Genomic DNA, 17,261 nt, shown 5'->3' with positions numbered 1-17,261 from the left:
TGAATCAAATGACGATGTTACGCCCCGCTATACTTCTGTTTATTCTGCTGTCTCTCATTACCGGCGGGCTGTACCCGCTGGTGACCACCGCGCTGGGCCAGTGGTGGTTTAAGGATCAGGCTAACGGCTCGCTGATTATGCAAAACGGTGAAAACCGCGGGTCTCGCCTGATTGGTCAGAACTTTACGGATGCCCGCTACTTCCAGGGACGCCCTTCCGCCACTGCCGAAAGCCCGTATAATCCGATGGCATCCGGCGGCAGTAACCTGGCGGGCAGCAACCCCGAGCTTGATAAAGCCGTTACTGAGCGCGTGGCTGCCCTGCGTGCCGCGAATCCACAGGCCAGCCGTGACGTTCCCCTGGAGCTGGTGACCACCTCGGCCAGCGGGCTGGACTACAGCCTGACGCCAGCAGCCGTGGCATGGCAGATCCCGCGCGTCGCCGCCGCCCGTCAGCTGACCGTCGAACAGGTGAGCCAGCTGGTTGCCGCGCACACGCAAAAGCCGCTGGTCAGCTTCATCGGCATGCCCGTGGTAAATATTGTTGAGCTGAATCTGGCGCTGGACGCGCTAAGGAAAAACTAAATGACCGACGAGCCCATGCGCCCGGATCCGGACAGGCTGCTTGAACAGACGGCTGAAGCCCATCGCGGCAAACTGAAAATTTTCTTCGGCGCCTGCGCGGGCGTCGGGAAAACCTTCGCCATGCTGACGGAAGCCCAGCGGCTTCGGGCGCAGGGGCTCGATATTCTGATCGGCGTGGTTGAAACCCACGGACGTAAAGAGACGGCATCACTGCTGAAGGGGCTGGCAACCCAGCCGCCCCGCCGCATCAGCCATCGCGGTCGGTTAGTCACTGAATTCGATCTCGATGCCGCCCTCGCCCGCCGTCCTGCCCTTATCCTGATGGACGAACTGGCGCACAGCAATGCGCCAGGCTCGCGCCACCCTAAACGCTGGCAGGACGTTGAAGAATTACTGGAAGCCGGCATCGATGTGTTCACGACGGTTAACGTTCAGCATCTCGAAAGCCTGAACGATGTGGTCAGCGGCGTGACCGGCATTCAGGTGCGCGAAACGGTGCCCGATCCCTTCTTCGATTCCGCAGACGAGGTGGTGCTGGTCGACCTGCCGCCCGATGATTTGCGCCAGCGCCTGCACGAAGGCAAAGTCTATATCGCCGGCCAGGCCGAGCGCGCCATCGAACATTTCTTCCGTAAAGGCAACCTGATAGCCCTGCGCGAGCTGGCCCTGCGCCGAACCGCCGACCGGGTGGACGATCAGATGCGCGCCTGGCGCGACCTGCAGGGCCAGGAACGCGTCTGGCACACGCGGGATGCCATCCTGCTGTGCGTGGGCCACGGCAGCGGCAATGAAAAGCTTGTCCGCACCGCCGCGCGCCTGGCTGCCAAATTTGGCAGCGTCTGGCATGCGGTGTATGTCGAAACGCCGCAGCTGCACGCGCTGCCCGAAAACCAGCGTCGCGCGATCCTGAGTTCGCTGCGCCTTGCGCAGGAGCTGGGTGCGGAAACCGCCACCCTTTCCGATCCTCAGGAAGATAAAGCCATTCTGCGCTACGCGCGCGAGCATAACCTGGGGAAAATCGTCATTGGCCGTCGTCAGCATCGCCGCTGGTTTAGCCGCGAATCCTTTGCCGACAAGCTGGCCCGTCGCGCGCCGGATCTGGATCTGGTGATCGTGGCGCTGGACGACAAACCTATCCCCTTACCCAATCGTGCGCCAGACAGCCGCACCTTCAGCGATAAATGGCGCATTCAGCTTCGCGGCTGTCTTGTCGCCGTCGTGCTCTGTGCCCTGATTACCGTGATTGCCAGCCAGTGGCTGATTGCGTTTGACGCCGCCAATCTGGTGATGATCTACCTTCTCGGCGTGGTGGTGGTGGCGCTCTTTTACGGGCGCTGGCCGTCGGTCCTGGCGACGGTGATTAACGTCATCAGCTTCGATCTGTTCTTTATTGCTCCCCGCGGGACGCTCGCCGTCTCGGACGTGCAGTACATCCTCACCTTTGCCGTGATGCTCACCGTCGGGCTGGTGATCGGCAATCTGACGGCGGGCGTGCGCTATCAGGCGCGTATCGCCCGCTATCGCGAACAGCGCACGCGCCATCTCTATGAGATGTCGAAATCGCTGGCGGTGGGCCGCACGCCGCTGGATATCGTACAGACCAGCGAGCAGTTTATCCGCTCGACGTTTCATGCCAGCAACCTGATTTTACTCCCGGACGAACACGGCAAGCTGCGCCCGCTGACGTCGGCCTCAGGCATGACGCCCTGGGACGAAGCCATCGCGCGCTGGAGCTTTGACAAAGGCTTACCGGCGGGCGCAGGGACCGACACCCTCCCCGGCGTGCCCTACCAAATTCTGCCCCTGCGCAGCGCCGATAAAAATCAGGGGCTGGTCATCGTGGAGCCTTCCAACCTGCGCCAGCTGATGATCCCCGAACAGCAGAGACTGCTGGAGACCTTTACCCTACTAGTGGCCAGCGCGCTGGAGAGGCTGGCCCTCACCGCCAGCGAGGAACAGGCCCGTCTGGCGAGCGAGCGTGAAAGCATTCGTAACTCGCTGCTGGCGGCGCTGTCTCACGATCTGCGTACCCCGCTCACCGTCCTGTTCGGCCAGTCAGAAATTCTGACGCTGGACCTGGCGGCGGAAGGCTCTAAACATGCCCTTCAGGCCAGCGAGATCCGCCAGCACGTGCTGAATACCACGCGCCTGGTGAATAACCTGCTCGACATGGCGCGTATCCAGTCGGGCGGTTTTAACCTCAAAAAAGAGTGGCTCACGCTGGAAGAGGTGGTGGGCAGCGCGCTGAAAATGCTCGAACCCGGTCTGGGCGGGCGACATATCGCGCTGAACATGCCCGAGCCCCTGACCTTAATTCATGTCGATGGTCCGCTGTTTGAACGGGTGCTGATCAACCTGCTGGAAAATGCCGGCAAATATGCGGGCGCCAGTGCTCAAATTGGCGTTGATGCGACAGTGGAAGATGGCGCGCTTCGCCTTAACGTCTGGGATACCGGCCCCGGCATTCCAGCCGGGCAGGAGTTGGCTATTTTCGAGAAATTCGCACGCGGCAATAAGGAGTCGGCCATTCCGGGCGTGGGGCTGGGGCTGGCAATATGCCAGGCGATCATTGACGTCCACGGCGGGTCCATTTCCGCAGTGAATCGTCCCGAAGGCGGCGCGCGGTTTTGTGTTACACTTCCTCTGGAAACCCCGCCAGAACTTAATGAATTACCAGAGGATTTGTGATCAACGTTCTGATTGTTGAAGATGAGATCGCCATTAGCCGTTTTCTGCGCGCTGCGCTGGAAGGAGACGGTCTGCGCGTTCATGATGCGGGTACGCTTCAGCGGGGTTTAATTGAGGCCGCCACCCGCAAGCCGGACCTGGTGATCCTCGATCTTGGACTCCCGGACGGCGACGGCATCGATTTTATTCGTGAAGTCCGCCAGTGGAGCCAGATGCCGATCCTCGTGCTCTCCGCCCGTACTGAAGAGACGGATAAAATCGCCGCGCTGGATGCCGGGGCGGATGACTATCTGATTAAACCGTTTGGTATCGGCGAGCTTCAGGCTCGCCTTCGCGTGGCGCTGCGTCGCCACAGCGCCACCACGCCTGCCGATCCAACCTACGCGTTTGGGGATATCCGGGTTGACCTGGCCGCGCGGCGCATTTTGCGCGGCGAAGAGGAAATTCATCTTACGCCCATTGAGTTTCGCCTGCTCGCCGTGCTGCTCAACAACCACGGCAAGGTTCTCACCCAGCGCCAGTTGTTAAGTCAGGTGTGGGGACCCAACGCCGTGGAGCATAGTCACTATTTACGCATATATATGGGACATCTTCGTCAGAAACTCGAAGTCGACCCCGCTCGCCCTCGCCATTTATTAACTGAAACCGGTATCGGTTATCGGTTTATGCTTTGAATAACTATTCATTTTATTTTTAAATAAAACCGAAATACCTCAGACAATATTTCATAAATAACCCATACGTTATTTTTACGGGCTATTTTTGCTCATTTAAAACATTGATAATACAACCTGTTAACGCAACACCAACAAATCAGAGTTTTGATCTGCGATATTCATCCAAAACGAATATTTATTTCTGATTTGATCGGTTAACGGTGATCTTGTTCACAGTTAATCGCTTTTTCCTGGATAAAATGACCATGCTTTCAATTACTGAAAGGAAAATGAAACATGGAAAACAACAATCGCTTAATGCCCCATATAAGGCGGACAACGCATATCATGATGTTTGCCCACCGAAACTGCTTTGACTTTCATCTCTTTAATGCCCGGTAGTCCTTCGACTTCTGGCGCACTCGCTTACAGGTTATCCTGAAACATCTTATTTTACAGGTATTTGCCTGTGAACTCGTGCGCTCATTCATCTTGATTCAGACTCATCCGCACCGGGCGGACTGAATTTCAATCTTCAAAAAAGCAATGTACTGATTTTAATCAGCGGCCACCCTTTGCTTTTTTTCCGGAAAATTATCGATTTCTTTCTTGCAAGAAATCGAGGGACGCTTATTACCTAAAATAAAGAGAGAAAGATGAAAAGTTTAAAAATCGCAGCCAGCCGCGCTTGTCCTGATTGCTTTACCACCCAGCGTGAACTGGTGGATGTCAGAGCCTCTGATTATATCGATGTCGCCGCTATTGTTCTGGCGGTCAGTGATATTGCCAGCGGCATACTGGACGAAATAGAAGCCACCGGTTTTGGCATTCCCGTATTTGTCGCGACGCAGAAAGAAGAGTTCATTCCGGCAGACTATTTATCGCGCATTCATGGCGTATTTGAGTATTCAGACACCAGCAACGACTTTTATGGACGCCAGCTGGAAGCAGCGGCCCAAAAGTATGAAACCCAGCTGCGCCCGCCGTTTTTCCGCGCCCTGGTCGACTACGTGAAGCAGGGCAACAGCGCGTTTGACTGCCCGGGCCATCAGGGCGGCCAGTTCTTCCGCCGCCATCCTGCCGGCAATCAGTTCGTTGATTTCTTTGGCGAGACGCTTTTCCGCTCCGACCTGTGTAACGCCGACGTGGCGATGGGCGATCTGCTGATTCACGAAGGCGCGCCGTGCATTGCGCAGCAACATGCGGCGAAGGTCTTTAATGCCGATAAGACCTACTTCGTGCTGAATGGCACCTCGTCATCCAACAAAGTGGTGCTTAACGCCCTGCTCACCCCGGGCGACCTGGTGCTGTTCGACCGTAACAACCACAAATCTAACCATCACGGTGCCCTCCTCCAGGCCGGTGCAACGCCGGTCTATCTGGAAACCGCGCGCAACCCGTACGGCTTTATCGGCGGCATTGACGCCCACTGTTTTGAAGAAAGTTATCTGCGCGAGCTGGTGGCGGAGGTGGCGCCGAGCCGTGCACGCGATGCGCGTCCGTTCCGCCTGGCGGTGATCCAGCTGGGTACCTACGATGGCACCATCTATAACGCCCGTCAGGTGGTGGATAAGATTGGGCATCTGTGTGATTACATCCTGTTTGACTCCGCCTGGGTGGGTTACGAGCAGTTTATCCCGATGATGGCCGACTGCTCTCCGCTGCTGCTGGAGCTGAACGAAAACGACCCGGGGATTTTGGTTACCCAGTCCGTGCATAAACAGCAGGCGGGCTTCTCCCAGACCTCGCAAATCCACAAGAAAGATAGCCACATCAAAGGACAGCAGCGCTATGTCCCGCACAAGCGGCTGAATAATGCCTTTATGATGCACGCCTCCACCAGCCCGTTTTATCCGCTGTTCGCTGCGCTGGACATTAACGCCCGTATGCATGAAGGCCAGAGCGGCCGCAACATGTGGATGGACTGCGTGGTGAACGGTATCGAAGCGCGCAAGCTGATTCTGGAAAACTGCCATTATCTGCGCCCCTTCGTGCCGGAGACGGTGGATGGCCGTCCGTGGGAAAGCTGGGACACGGCGGAAATTGCGACCGATCTGCGCTTCTTCCACTTCGTACCGGGTGAAAACTGGCACGCCTTTGAAGGCTACGCCGAGCATCAGTACTTTATCGACCCGTGCAAGCTCCTGCTAACCACGCCGGGCATTAACGCCCGCACCGGGGAGTATGACGACTTCGGCGTGCCCGCCACTATCCTCGCTAACTTCCTGCGTGAAAACGGCATCGTGCCGGAAAAATGCGATCTCAACTCGATCCTGTTCCTGCTCACGCCTGCGGAAGATATGGGCAAACTACAGCAGCTGGTGGCGCAGCTGGTGCGCTTCGAAAAACTGCTCGAGAGCGATGTTCCGCTGAAAGACGTCCTGCCTTCTCTCTACAAACAGCATCCGGAACGTTACGCGGATTACACCCTGCGCCAGATCTGCCAGGAGATGCATGACCTGTATGCCCGCCACAACGTGAAGCAGCTGCAGAAAGAGATGTTCCGCAAGTCCCATTTCCCACGCGTGATGATGAGCCCGCAGGACGCCAACTACGCCTATCTGCGCGGTGAAGTTGAACTGGTTTCACTGCGCGACGCGGAAGGCCGCATCGCCGCGGAAGGCGCCCTTCCTTATCCGCCGGGGGTATTGTGCGTGGTCCCTGGGGAGGTCTGGGGCGGCTCCGTGCTGCGCTACTTCGCGGCGCTGGAAGAAGGCATCAACCTGCTGCCGGGCTTCGCGCCGGAGCTGCAGGGTGTGTACGTCGAAGAGTGCGAGGGCCGCAAACAGGTTCGCTGTAACGTCATCAAACAACCCGCCACTCAGCCCGCGCTGCTGAAAGGAGAGAAATTATGAGTAAGTCCAATAAGATGGGCGTGGTGCAGCTAACTATCCTCACCATGGTGAACATGATGGGCTCCGGGATTATCATGCTGCCAACCAAACTGGCTGAGGTGGGTACCATCTCTATCATCTCCTGGCTGGTGACCGCCGTAGGCTCAATGGCGCTGGCGTGGGCGTTTGCCAAGTGCGGGATGTTCAGCCGCAAGTCAGGCGGCATGGGGGGCTACGCCGAGTATGCCTTTGGTAAGTCTGGCAACTTTATGGCCAACTATACCTACGGGGTGTCACTGCTGATCGCCAACGTGGCGATTGCCATCTCCGCCGTGGGCTACGGTACGGAGCTGTTTGGCGTGACGCTCAGCCCGGTACAGATTGGCCTGGCCACAATCGGCGTGCTGTGGATCTGCACCGTGGCTAACTTTGGCGGGGCGCGTATCACCGGACAGCTCTCCAGCATCACCGTCTGGGGGGTAATTATTCCCGTTGTCGGCCTGTGCATCATCGGCTGGTTCTGGTTCAGCCCGACCCTGTACGCCAACTCCTGGAACCCGCACCATGTGCCGTTCTTCAGTGCAGTCTGCTCTTCTATCGCCATGACGCTCTGGGCCTTCCTCGGTCTGGAATCCGCCTGCGCGAACGCAGAAGTGGTTGATAATCCGGAAAAGAACGTCCCGATTGCGGTCCTCGGCGGTACGCTGGGCGCGGCGGTGATCTATATCGTCTCGACTAACGTGATTGCCGGGATTGTGCCAAACATGGATCTTGCTAACTCTACGGCGCCGTTCGGACTGGCCTTCGCGCAGATGTTCACGCCGGAAGTCGGGAAAGTGATTATGGGTCTGATGGTCATGTCGTGCTGCGGTTCACTCCTTGGCTGGCAGTTCACCATCGCGCAGGTGTTTAAATCCTCGGCTGATGAAGGGTACTTCCCAAAAATCTTCTCCCGCGTGACCAAAGCCGATGCGCCGGTGCAGGGCATGCTGGCGATTGTCATCTTCCAGAGTGGATTGTCGCTGATGACCATTAGCCCGTCGCTGAACAGCCAGTTTAACGTGCTGGTCAACCTGGCTGTCGTGACGAATATCATTCCGTATATTCTGTCGATGGCGGCGCTGGTGATCATTCAGAAAGTGGCGAAGGTGGATCCGCGCAAAGCGCGCGCGGCCAATATCGTGGCGCTGATTGGCGCGATTTACAGCTTCTATGCGCTCTACTCATCGGGCCAGGAAGCGATGCTCTACGGGGCAATGGTAACCTTTATGGGCTGGACGCTGTACGGTCTGGTGTCACCACGGTTTGAATTGAAGAACAAGCACAGTTAGGTCAAAGCAAAACGGCAACCCAAGGGTTGCCGTTTTATTGTTTTCTCCCTCTCCCTTCGGGAGAGGGTCAGGATGAGGGCATCAGCCCGCACCCAAACCGCACTTACGCGTTTTTCAGCACTTCGCTGACAATCTCTACCGCTTCTTTCTCAATCTGCTGACGATGCTCAGCGCCGAGGAAACTTTCGCAATAGATTTTATACGCATCTTCCGTGCCGGATGGACGCGCGGCGAACCAGCCGTTTTCGGTCATCACTTTCAGTCCACCAATGGAGGCGCCGTTACCCGGTGCCGCCGTCAGACGTGCGGTGATCGGGTCGCCCGCCAGGGTGCTTGCGCTGACCATCTCCGGTGAGAGTTTGGAGAGGGCCGCTTTCTGGGCTGACGTCGCGCTGGCCTGAATACGGTTATAGCTTGGTGCACCAAAGCGTGCCGCCAGCTCGTTGTAATGTTCCTGCGGGTTCTTACCGGTGACCGCGGTGATTTCCGCCGCCAGCAGGCACATGATGATGCCGTCTTTATCGGTTGACCATGGCGTGCCGTCGAAACGCAGGAAAGATGCGCCCGCACTCTCTTCACCGCCGAAGCCGAAGCTGCCGTCGTGCAGACCGTCAACAAACCATTTGAAGCCCACCGGCACTTCCACCAGCTTGCGGCCCAGCGCCTCAACCACGCGGTCGATCATCGCCGAGGAAACCAGCGTTTTACCGACAGCCACCTCTTTGCCCCACTGCGGACGGTGCTGGAACAGATAGTTAATTGCGACCGCAAGATAGTGATTCGGGTTCATCAGCCCGGCAGGGGTGACGATACCGTGACGGTCATAATCGGGGTCGTTAGCAAACGCCAGATCGAATTTATCACGCAGCGCCAGCAGGCCCGCCATCGCGCACTCGGAGGAGCAGTCCATACGGATCGCGCCGTCTTTGTCCAGATGCATAAAGCGGAAGGTCTGATCGACGTGATCGTTCACGATGGTCAGATCCAGCTTGTAGTGCTCGGCGATACGTTTCCAGTATTCGATACCGGAGCCGCCCAGCGGATCCACGCCCAGCTTGAGGCCGGCTTTCTGGATGGCCGCCATATCGACGATATCCGCCAGGCCTTCCACGAACGGCTGAACCAGATCCAGCTCTTTCACGTGGCCGGACGCCATGGCCGCATCCAGAGAGATGCGCTTCACGCCTTTCAGGTCATCAGCCAGCAGCGCGTTCGCGCGATCCTCCACCACTTTGGTGACGTTGGTATCTGCCGGGCCACCGTTAGGCGGGTTATATTTGATACCACCGTCTTCCGGCGGGTTGTGGGATGGCGTGATAACGATACCGTCAGCCAGCGCGCCACCTTTTTTGTTGTGCACCAGGATGGCGTTAGAGACCGCAGGCGTTGGGGTGAAGCCGTTGTTCTCCTGAACAATCACATCGACACCGTTTGCCGCCAGCACTTCCACAACAGAGATGAACGCCGGTTCAGACAGGGCATGGGTATCTTTCCCCACGTAGCACGGACCGGTAACGCCGTTTTTAGCGCGCTCTTCCGCAATGGCCTGAGCAATGGCCAGAATGTGCGGTTCGTTAAAGCTGTGGCGCGCCGCGCTGCCGCGGTGACCAGATGTACCAAACTTCACTGCGTGTTCTGCGTTGCCCACGACCGGCTTCAGCACGTAATACTGCGCGGTCAGCTGAGCGACGTTAATCAAATCGCTTTGTTGTGCAGGTTGGCCTGCACGGCTGTGATTTGCCATTACCGGGTCCTTCTGATGCAAGGGTTAAATTGTACCGCAAACCTTTTCAATCAATTCCGCCGGGAACTGCATGGACTGCATGATGTGTTCAATCATGCTGCACTTGCGGCCCGTATTGGTATTGGTGATCACCCAGTACGGGGTGCCAGGAACATGTTTGGGTTTGGTTTGATTGCCATTTTGCAGCAGCGTCTGCTCGTCGCCCGCGAAATAGACGCGAGTACGACCGTGCAGCGACTCGGTCGCTTCAGCAAACGCTTTGTTATCCAGTGAGTAAAGTGTAGACAGCACCAGCATAAAGCGGTTAACCGCCTTTTTCTGCTCCGCGTATTCATCGGAAAGGAGCAGCTCGCGCATCGCGCGCACTTTATCTTTTGCCGGCGTCACGGCAGGTTTTGCTTGTGCAACAACGCTTGGCTGAGACACGACATCTTTGGTGACTGGGGTAGCAGGCTGTGAAGCGGCGGAAATTTTAAGCATGCGCCGTAAAATGTCGGACGCGCTCTCCCCGATATGCCGCGTCTGGCTGGCAATATACTGATAGAGTTCGTCATCAACTTCGATTGTTTTCATCTTAATCCAGTGCGATATCTTATCTGAATACAAGTCATTGGGATTATAAGGTCAAATCCCAACAGCGGATAGCGTCAAACCAGGTTGGCGGCAAAAGTCAGATTAAACTGGAACCTTGCAGCCGGGCGGCAGAATGGTCAACATGATACCCTAACCTGACATACGTAAAAAAAGAACTTTGCCATGAAATTGAATACCCGAGCGCAAACTGCACAATCGCCGAACAATAATTCTCCCATCGTACTGGTTCACGGGCTTTTTGGCAGCCTGGATAACCTGGGCGTGCTGGCGCGCGATCTGGTTACTGACCACGATATTTTACAGGTCGATATGCGCAATCACGGTCTTTCCGGCCGTTCCGACGAGATGACCTACGCGGCAATGGCGCAGGATCTGCTGGATACGCTGGATGCCAACGACCTGCAAAAGGTGACCCTCATCGGGCATTCAATGGGTGGCAAAGCAGTGATGGCCCTGACGGCACTGGCCCCGGAGCGTATTAACGGCCTGATTGTAATTGATGTTGCGCCCGTGGATTACGACGTCCGCCGCCACGACGAAATTTTTGCCGCCATCAATGCGGTCACCGAAGCGGGCGTCGCGACTCGCCAACAGGCGGCTGCCGTCATGCGTGAGCATCTTGATGAAGAAGGCGTAGTCCAGTTCCTGCTGAAGTCGTTTGTTGACGGCCAATGGCGTTTTAACGTGCCGGTGCTCTGGAACCAGTACAACAACATCGTGGGCTGGGAAACCGTCCCCGCCTGGCCGCACCCTACCCTCTTTATTCGCGGCGGTAACTCTCCTTACGTTACCGACGCGTACCGCGACACGCTGCTGGCCCAATTCCCGCAGGCTCGCGCCCACGTGATTGCCGGTGCCGGACACTGGGTGCACGCAGAAAAACCCGATGCCGTGCTGCGCGCCATTCGCCGCTATCTCGCTGATACGACAAATTGATTAAAAAGAAAGCGACTGGAAGGCTGCGGGCTTCCAGTCGTTGGCGTGCCGTTTTTGGTGATGTATGATGGCGCGCTTATCGCCCGGGCATTAGCAGGGCGGCGTGTTTCCCCCGAAGTCTCAGAATCATGGCCAAAGAACAAACGGACCGTACGACACTAGATCTGTTCGCGAATGAGCGTCGCCCGGGACGACCGAAGACGAATCCGCTTTCGCGCGATGAACAGCTGCGTATCAATAAACGCAATCAGCTTAAACGCGATAAAAATCGCGGGCTTAAGCGTGTCGAACTGAAGCTTAACGCCGACGCCGTCGATGCGCTGAACGAGCTGGCTGACGCGCGAAATATCAGCCGCAGCGAGCTCATTGAAGAGATGTTAATCGCCCAGCTTGAGACGTTGCGCAGCCAGGCATAAGTCTGAAAATCCCCTTTATTACCCTTTTCATGTAGCACAGAGTGCAGTCCTGCGCGATAGCTGTTTCCGCAGGGTTGCCAGTTCTGCTATTATTGCCCTTATCCGTGGCCGAATTGCGCCACCATACTATTAAGTTTCAAGAGGTTATTTTACTCATGGCAATCATCGGCATTTTCTTTGGCAGTGATACCGGCAATACCGAAAATATCGCAAAAAACATTCAAAAACAGCTCGGTAAAGACGTTGCTGATGTGCATGACATTGCCAAGAGCAGCAAAGAAGATCTGGAAGGCTATGATATTCTGCTGCTGGGTATCCCAACCTGGTACTACGGTGAAGCCCAGTGCGACTGGGATGATTTCTTCCCGACGCTGGAAGAAGTGGACTTCAACGGTAAGCTAGTTGCCCTGTTTGGCTGCGGTGACCAGGAAGACTACGCTGAGTATTTCTGTGACGCGCTGGGTACCATCCGCGACATCATTGAGCCGAATGGCGCGGTTATCGTAGGCCACTGGCCGACCGCTGGTTACCACTTCGAAGCGTCTAAAGGCCTGGCCGATGACGATCATTTCGTGGGTCTGGCCATCGACGAAGACCGTCAGCCAGAACTGACCGCAGAGCGCGTTGAGAAATGGGTTAAGCAGATCCGTGAAGAGCTGCACCTGGACGATATTCTTAACGCCTGATTTTTCTCGCGGCGCAACGGCGGTTGCGCCCGTGCACCAGGTCAAACCGATTAAATTAATTGCTACAATCTTTTAACTTTTTCGCCCAGACCTGTACAATGTCTCCCTGATAAAATGTGGTTTTCCATCGAGCAAGTTTGTTGGTGATACCCCATTTTTATAAGCATATTTTGCCTGAGACTTGCAGTTTTCATTTAGCCATGGCAGTTCTATAATGAGACGCATTATCCCAGGTGCATTTTCTGTCACTTCCTACAGAAGTGAATCGTTTAGCAACAGGACAGATTCCGCATGACTGACAACAATACCGCATTAAAGAAGGCTGGCCTGAAAGTTACGCTTCCTCGGTTAAAAATCCTCGAAGTGCTTCAGGGTCCAGACAATCACCATGTCAGTGCGGAAGACCTTTATAAACGTCTTATCGACATGGGTGAAGAGATTGGGCTGGCTACCGTCTATCGCGTGCTGAACCAGTTTGATGACGCGGGCATTGTCACCCGTCATAATTTCGAAGGCGGTAAATCTGTTTTCGAACTGACCCAGCAGCAGCACCACGATCATTTGATCTGCCTCGACTGCGGCAAGGTCATTGAATTCAGCGATGATTCCATCGAAGCGCGCCAGCGTGAAATCGCCGCGCGTCACGGTATCCGCCTGACCAACCACAGCCTGTATCTTTACGGTCACTGCGCTGAAGGCGACTGCCGCGAAGATGACCACGCGCACGACGCAAAATAATCAAGTGTTCATACTCTGAGCCAGCCGAAAGGTTGGCTTTTTTTTGCCAGAAAAAAGCCCGGTAAGCGCAGCGCCACCGGGCGTAAAGCAACTTATTTATTATTGTTGCGTATCTCGTTCCAGATCTTATCGCAACGCTTGGTCACTTCCTGATCGTTACCGGTTTTACGCGCCTGGATACAGGCCTGGTAATCCATCACGCGGACATTCTCCCGCGTCGCAAACTGCTCATGCGCTTTCTCTTTCTTCAGCACGTTCAGCACGCTCTGACAGGCGTCAATTTTCTCCGGCGATCCTTCTGCTGTATTAATACAGGCGCTATAGGCCTCCTTCAGCCGGGAATCTTCTTTCGGTGCCTCACTCTGAGCACACGCCACCAGCCCTGATGCCAGTAACGCGACGATTACGATTTTTTTCATCATATGCAGTCTCCGGTCCGGCGGGATCTAACCCGCCGGAAGATTCATCAGAAGATAGTGAACGGTGCGATAACCATGAATTTCACGTCACGTTCATCCTGGAAGATGTTGCCGTAACCGCCCGCGTAGCTCGGGATATCGGAGTGGTTGTCATATTGAGTGAAGTGCAGTTTGAACATTGTGCCTTTCGCGCGGCCATCCTGCAGGGTATAGATAGCATCGAGGCTGTAAGAAGACTCTTTCAGGCGATAGTTGGGATCGTAGTATGCGTCCGGAGTTGCCATATCGGCAGGTTTTGCATCCCAGGCGTAAGCGTAAGAAGCGCCCACCGCCCAGCCAGGCAGGTTCCAGTTTTTCAGGTCGTACATTGCGCCGAAGAAGACCGCTTTCTCGCCGTCGGCGTTGAAGTCTGAGCGGTTATCCCACCAGATATCAAGACGACCGTTGGATGAGGCATAGGTCGGGGTCATACGCTGCAGGAAGTAGCCCTGCTGCCCTTCCGCCTTCACCCATGTTCCTTCCAGACGTAAATCAACCTGACCGACCTTATAGCCGAAGGTTAGCGCCTGCAGCCACGCGGTGCCATCATAAATGTCATTGACGCCACCGTTGCTGACTTTGTCGCGCGTACCGTAGAACTGATAGCTGGTACTCAGCGGGCTACCCGCGACATCAAACTTATAGCTGGCCTTGGCAAAGTACTGATCGATATACCCTTGCGCCTGGCCAAATGCTGCTTCGAGAACCAGATCGTTTTTGAAGTCGTATTTCGCCCCCAGCGAGTGGAGATAATCGACTTTGGTTTTCTTATCGTTCTGGTAGAACTTGTCCATCTCGATGTGCCAGGGTGCTTTGTACTCGTTGGTCCACATATAGGAGAAGCTCAACGCACCCGCATCACCGTAGTCAAAGTTCGCCCCGGCTTCCGCACCCTGATAGGTACCCGGCATAAAACTCCAGTGCGGTGCTAACAGGGTCTGGCCAGTTGGCTGAATATAACCACCGCGCGCCCATACCGGACCGTATTTAAATTTTGCAGCGGCTTTGTACAGGCTGATGCCGCTCTTATCCCCGGACCAGTCTTCTTTATACGCTTTATTGCTGGAGGAGAAGGCAATTTCGTTCGGGTGGGCGCTGTCGCCGTTTTCCGCCATTTCAATCGCGGTAAACGCAGCAATATCCAGACCGAACATATCCGCGGCATAGCCTGACTGGAAGTCCAGGTTGGCGTTCCAGGTGGAATGAGAAAGGTTGGTTTTGTATTTGTCTTCGGTGACGTCTTTACGGTCACGTTCACGCTGCCAGTAATAGATACCGCCCGTGAGGGTAGAATCGTCGATGAAGCCCGCCGCTTTCGCCTCTGGTGTCACTACCAGGCCCGACATTGCTGTCACACCGGCAATAGCCAGCGCCAGCGCACTACGTTTGCCACTGAACGTACGCATAGATTATTCCTCTTTGACGAATTAAAACGCCTGAAACGGCGTAAATAAAAAAGACCAAATGGTCAGGGGTAGTTTTAAATACCCTCGAATTAACTACCGTCGTTAGGTTATTTTTCGCGACGCGAATTATCAATGCTTTTTAGCGGACAAAAGTCAGGATTATGACGAAGTGCACATAATCAGTAGTGCTTTGTAACATTTGCAGGGAGGCGAGGAATGGCGGGGAATTTTCAATTATTTCAGTGGCTAGACGAGAAACATCTTCCCTTTCTTATAACCTTTTTGTTTTTCCTAATGACACAAACTTTTTTTTGAAAAATAAGTAGCACCTCATTGACCTGATATTTTTATCACACCTTTTTAGGCCCTGGCTTAATACCCTGATCGTTAAATAAAAAAACGCCGCATAGTGCGGCGTTTGTCTCTCATTGACCAGACCAGCAATATTATTCGCCGATCTTCGTCCAGGTATCACGCAGACCTACGGTACGGTTAAATACCGGTTTTTCTGCCGTGCTGTGACGGCTGTCCAGGCAGAAGTAACCTTCACGTTCGAACTGGAACGCTTTGCCTGCTTCAGCGTTTTTCAGAGAAGGCTCCGCATAACCCTGCTTAATCACCAAAGATTCCGGGTTGATGGTCGCCAGGAAGTCTTCCGCAGCACCAGGGTTAGGCACGCTGAACAGACGATCGTACAGACGAATTTCTACCGGCAGCGCGTGGGATGCGCTCACCCAGTGGATAACGCCTTTCACCTTGCGGCCATCCGCAGGATCTTTGCTCAACGTTTCAGCATCATAAGAACAGAAGATGGTGGTGATATTCCCTTCTGCATCTTTCTCAACGCGCTCGGCTTTGATGACGTAGGCATTACGCAGACGCACTTCTTTACCCAGCACCAGACGCTTGTACTGCTTGTTGGCTTCTTCGCGGAAGTCAGCGCGGTCAATCCAGATCTCGCCGCTGAACGGCACGTCACGGCTTCCCATTTCCGGCTTGTTCGGATGGTTAGGCATGGAGACCAGCTCGCTTTCACCCTGCGGATAGTTTTCGATAACCAGTTTCACCGGATCGATAACCGCCATCGCGCGCGGAGCGTTTTCGTTGAGATCTTCGCGAATGCATGATTCAAGAGACGCCATCTCGATGGTGTTGTCCTGCTTGGTCACGCCGATACGTTTGCAGAACTCACGAATAGAGGCGGCAGTGTAACCACGACGACGCAGACCAGAAATGGTAGGCATACGTGGATCATCCCAGCCCTCAACGTGCTTGTCGGTCACCAGCAGGTTCAGCTTACGCTTGGACATCACGGTGTATTCCAGGTTCAGGCGAGAGAACTCGTACTGGCGCGGATGCACAGGAATGGTGATGTTATCCAGAACCCAGTCGTACAGACGACGGTTGTCCTGGAACTCCAGCGTACACAGGGAGTGCGTAATGCCTTCCAGCGCATCGCTGATGCAGTGGGTAAAGTCGTACATCGGGTAGATGCACCACTTGTTGCCGGTCTGGTGGTGTTCCGCAAACTTAATGCGGTACAGCACCGGATCGCGCATCACGATAAACGGAGACGCCATGTCGATTTTGGCACGCAGGCACGCTTTGCCTTCTTCGAAGCCACCGGCACGCATTTTTTCAAACAGCGCCAGGTTCTCTTCCACGCTGCGGTCGCGGAACGGGCTGTTTTTGCCCGGTGCGGTCAGCGTACCGCGATACTCACGGATCTCGTCAGCAGACAGCTCGTCGACATACGCCAGACCCTTGTTGATAAGCTCTACCGCATAGGCGTACAGCTGATCAAAATAGTCAGAGGAGTAGCAGATATCGCCAGACCAGTTGAAGCCCAGCCATTGCACGTCGTTCTTAATGGACTCAACGTATTCGATGTCTTCTTTTACTGGGTTGGTGTCATCGAAACGCAGGTTGCACTGTCCCTGGTAGTCTTGCGCAATGCCAAAGTTCAGGCAGATGGACTTCGCATGCCCGATATGCAGGTAGCCGTTCGGCTCCGGCGGAAAGCGGGTATGAATTGTGGTGTGCTTACCACTGGCCAGATCTTCATCGATGATCTGACGAATAAAGTTACTCGGGCGGGCTTCAGCCTCACTCATCGTGGATTCCTCAAAGCGTAAACAACGTATAACGGCATATGATCTTATAAGCCGGACGTAGTGACAACCCTTAAAA

At 55.1% G+C, this 17,261-nt stretch carries 15 protein-coding genes; 10 read left to right on the top strand and 5 right to left on the bottom strand.

Annotated features, from left to right (window positions below):
• The first annotated feature begins 8 nt into the window (after window positions 1-8).
• The 6 genes from kdpC (at window position 9) to potE (ending at window position 8,093) form a co-directional block, all read left to right on the top strand.
• On the top strand, window positions 9-584 hold the full coding sequence (kdpC, locus tag AB3N39_RS06010) for a potassium-transporting ATPase subunit KdpC (RefSeq protein WP_133293998.1): 576 nt from the start codon (window positions 9-11) through the stop codon (window positions 582-584).
• Window positions 585-3,272 carry a two-component system sensor histidine kinase KdpD gene (gene kdpD / locus AB3N39_RS06005; protein ID WP_133293997.1) on the top strand — a complete coding sequence of 896 codons (2,688 nt, stop codon included), beginning with the start codon at window positions 585-587 and terminating at the stop codon, window positions 3,270-3,272.
• Entirely contained in the window at window positions 3,269-3,946 is a 678-nt protein-coding gene (gene kdpE, locus AB3N39_RS06000; RefSeq protein ID WP_111964377.1) for a two-component system response regulator KdpE, read from the top strand. Before kdpD ends, kdpE begins: the two co-directional genes overlap by 4 nt.
• Before the next feature lie 279 nt (window positions 3,947-4,225).
• Window positions 4,226-4,330 carry a leader peptide SpeFL gene (gene speFL / locus AB3N39_RS05995; protein ID WP_003858645.1) on the top strand — a complete coding sequence of 35 codons (105 nt, stop codon included), beginning with the start codon at window positions 4,226-4,228 and terminating at the stop codon, window positions 4,328-4,330.
• Window positions 4,331-4,584: 254 nt separating this feature from the next.
• Window positions 4,585-6,783 (top strand): ornithine decarboxylase SpeF, encoded by a 2,199-nt coding sequence (gene speF, locus AB3N39_RS05990; protein WP_325848762.1) that lies wholly within the window; start codon window positions 4,585-4,587, stop codon window positions 6,781-6,783.
• Window positions 6,780-8,093, top strand: coding sequence for a putrescine-ornithine antiporter (potE, locus tag AB3N39_RS05985; RefSeq protein WP_143344834.1), 1,314 nt, complete (start codon window positions 6,780-6,782; stop codon window positions 8,091-8,093). The genes speF and potE overlap by 4 nt, the downstream gene beginning before the upstream one ends.
• Window positions 8,094-8,196: 103 nt before the next feature.
• Here potE and pgm read toward each other — a convergent pair whose 3' ends face one another.
• Window positions 8,197-9,837: a phosphoglucomutase (alpha-D-glucose-1,6-bisphosphate-dependent) gene (gene pgm / locus AB3N39_RS05980; protein ID WP_111964379.1), complete on the bottom strand. Its 1,641-nt coding sequence runs from the start codon at window positions 9,835-9,837 to the stop codon at window positions 8,197-8,199.
• A 24-nt stretch (window positions 9,838-9,861) separates the two neighbouring features.
• Window positions 9,862-10,410, bottom strand: a complete 549-nt coding sequence (gene seqA, locus AB3N39_RS05975) for a replication initiation negative regulator SeqA (protein WP_008501070.1) — start codon at window positions 10,408-10,410, stop codon at window positions 9,862-9,864.
• 183 nt (window positions 10,411-10,593) lie between these two features.
• Here seqA and ybfF point away from each other — a divergent pair, with 183 nt between their 5' ends.
• The 4 genes from ybfF (at window position 10,594) to fur (ending at window position 13,207) form a co-directional block, all read left to right on the top strand.
• Entirely contained in the window at window positions 10,594-11,367 is a 774-nt protein-coding gene (gene ybfF / locus AB3N39_RS05970; RefSeq protein WP_115874502.1) for an esterase, read from the top strand.
• Window positions 11,368-11,495: 128 nt separating this feature from the next.
• Window positions 11,496-11,783 carry a LexA regulated protein gene (gene ybfE, locus AB3N39_RS05965; protein WP_023334913.1) on the top strand — a complete coding sequence of 96 codons (288 nt, stop codon included), beginning with the start codon at window positions 11,496-11,498 and terminating at the stop codon, window positions 11,781-11,783.
• 155 nt (window positions 11,784-11,938) lie between these two features.
• Complete coding sequence (fldA, locus tag AB3N39_RS05960) at window positions 11,939-12,469, top strand: flavodoxin FldA (RefSeq protein ID WP_008501067.1); 531 nt, start codon at window positions 11,939-11,941, stop codon at window positions 12,467-12,469.
• Between the two features lie 291 nt (window positions 12,470-12,760).
• A complete protein-coding gene (gene fur / locus AB3N39_RS05955; protein WP_014169146.1) occupies window positions 12,761-13,207 on the top strand; it encodes a ferric iron uptake transcriptional regulator in 447 nt (148 codons plus the stop codon).
• A 92-nt stretch (window positions 13,208-13,299) separates the two neighbouring features.
• On the opposite strand, the gene chiQ is transcribed toward fur, so the two are convergent.
• From chiQ to glnS, 3 genes are all read right to left on the bottom strand, one after another.
• Entirely contained in the window at window positions 13,300-13,626 is a 327-nt protein-coding gene (chiQ, locus tag AB3N39_RS05950; protein WP_133295410.1) for a ChiQ/YbfN family lipoprotein, read from the bottom strand.
• Between the two features lie 47 nt (window positions 13,627-13,673).
• Entirely contained in the window at window positions 13,674-15,071 is a 1,398-nt protein-coding gene (gene chiP, locus AB3N39_RS05945; protein ID WP_032661118.1) for a chitoporin, read from the bottom strand.
• A gap of 446 nt (window positions 15,072-15,517) precedes the next feature.
• Window positions 15,518-17,185: a glutamine--tRNA ligase gene (glnS, locus tag AB3N39_RS05940; protein WP_115874500.1), complete on the bottom strand. Its 1,668-nt coding sequence runs from the start codon at window positions 17,183-17,185 to the stop codon at window positions 15,518-15,520.
• Between the last annotated feature and the right edge of the window lie 76 nt (window positions 17,186-17,261).

Origin of the sequence: Enterobacter vonholyi, from assembly GCF_040834095.1 — a bacterium.
Classification (GTDB): Bacteria; Pseudomonadota; Gammaproteobacteria; order Enterobacterales; family Enterobacteriaceae; genus Enterobacter; species Enterobacter vonholyi.
This window is presented reverse-complemented; position numbering and strand designations above follow the sequence as displayed.

Excerpts from the sequence above, each read along its gene's own strand:
- fur (WP_014169146.1), top strand. The coding sequence starts at position 12,761 with ATGACTGACAACAATACCGCATTAAAGAAGGCTGGCCTGAAAGTTACG.
- fldA (WP_008501067.1), top strand. The coding sequence starts at position 11,939 with ATGGCAATCATCGGCATTTTCTTTGGCAGTGATACCGGCAATACCGAA.
- speF (WP_325848762.1), top strand. The coding sequence starts at position 4,585 with ATGAAAAGTTTAAAAATCGCAGCCAGCCGCGCTTGTCCTGATTGCTTT.
- ybfF (WP_115874502.1), top strand. The coding sequence starts at position 10,594 with ATGAAATTGAATACCCGAGCGCAAACTGCACAATCGCCGAACAATAAT.
- kdpC (WP_133293998.1), top strand. The coding sequence starts at position 9 with ATGACGATGTTACGCCCCGCTATACTTCTGTTTATTCTGCTGTCTCTC.
- potE (WP_143344834.1), top strand. The coding sequence starts at position 6,780 with ATGAGTAAGTCCAATAAGATGGGCGTGGTGCAGCTAACTATCCTCACC.
- seqA (WP_008501070.1), bottom strand. The coding sequence starts at position 10,410 with ATGAAAACAATCGAAGTTGATGACGAACTCTATCAGTATATTGCCAGC.
- pgm (WP_111964379.1), bottom strand. The coding sequence starts at position 9,837 with ATGGCAAATCACAGCCGTGCAGGCCAACCTGCACAACAAAGCGATTTG.
- chiQ (WP_133295410.1), bottom strand. The coding sequence starts at position 13,626 with ATGAAAAAAATCGTAATCGTCGCGTTACTGGCATCAGGGCTGGTGGCG.
- chiP (WP_032661118.1), bottom strand. The coding sequence starts at position 15,071 with ATGCGTACGTTCAGTGGCAAACGTAGTGCGCTGGCGCTGGCTATTGCC.
- speFL (WP_003858645.1), top strand. The coding sequence starts at position 4,226 with ATGGAAAACAACAATCGCTTAATGCCCCATATAAGGCGGACAACGCAT.
- glnS (WP_115874500.1), bottom strand. The coding sequence starts at position 17,185 with ATGAGTGAGGCTGAAGCCCGCCCGAGTAACTTTATTCGTCAGATCATC.
- ybfE (WP_023334913.1), top strand. The coding sequence starts at position 11,496 with ATGGCCAAAGAACAAACGGACCGTACGACACTAGATCTGTTCGCGAAT.
- kdpD (WP_133293997.1), top strand. The coding sequence starts at position 585 with ATGACCGACGAGCCCATGCGCCCGGATCCGGACAGGCTGCTTGAACAG.